Source organism: Bartonella pachyuromydis (genome assembly GCF_039543065.1).
GTDB lineage: Bacteria > Pseudomonadota > Alphaproteobacteria > Rhizobiales > Rhizobiaceae > Bartonella > Bartonella pachyuromydis.
On the sequence record NZ_BAABJA010000078.1, the window covers coordinates 1 to 529 of the forward strand.

The window sequence follows — 529 nt, forward strand, 5'->3', positions numbered from 1 at the left end:
GTCAACAAACCCCTCTCGATTTTATTGCTGTCTCGGCTCTCTGTGGTTTGGCGGCTGTCATTGGTAATGGCGTGCGGGTGGCTCCAAAACAATATGATGATTGGACAATTGTTCCTAATCTCTGGGGCGCTCTTATTGGTCAATCGTCAACATATAAAACACCAGCCATGAAAGCTGCTTTAGCACCTATCACGTGCCTTCAAAAGCAATGGTATAAAGAATGGTTAAAACAGAAAGAAAGGCAAGAAATTGAAGAGAAATTAGAGAGTTTAGACAAACGAGAAAAAGAAAGACAAGCCAATAAAGCGCTTAAAAAAGGTGATAGTGAAACAGCCCGTGCTCTGTTGTTTGAAACTCTCTCTAAAGACAGTGCTCATGATGATGATGTCTCTCGTTTTATTATCAATGATGTGACGGTTGAAAAGCTTGGGGAATTGTTAAAAGAAAACCCCCGTGGTCTTTTGATGGTTCGTGATGAGTTATCTGGTTTTTTAGCCAATTTGGAGAGAAAGGAATATCAAACAGACCG

1 protein-coding gene is annotated in these 529 nt (G+C 40.8%); it reads left to right on the top strand.

Annotated elements, in window-relative coordinates; genetic code table 11:
• The coding region (locus tag ABD917_RS08840) for a DUF3987 domain-containing protein (protein WP_345119684.1) at positions 1–529 on the top strand (529 nt) is incomplete at both ends.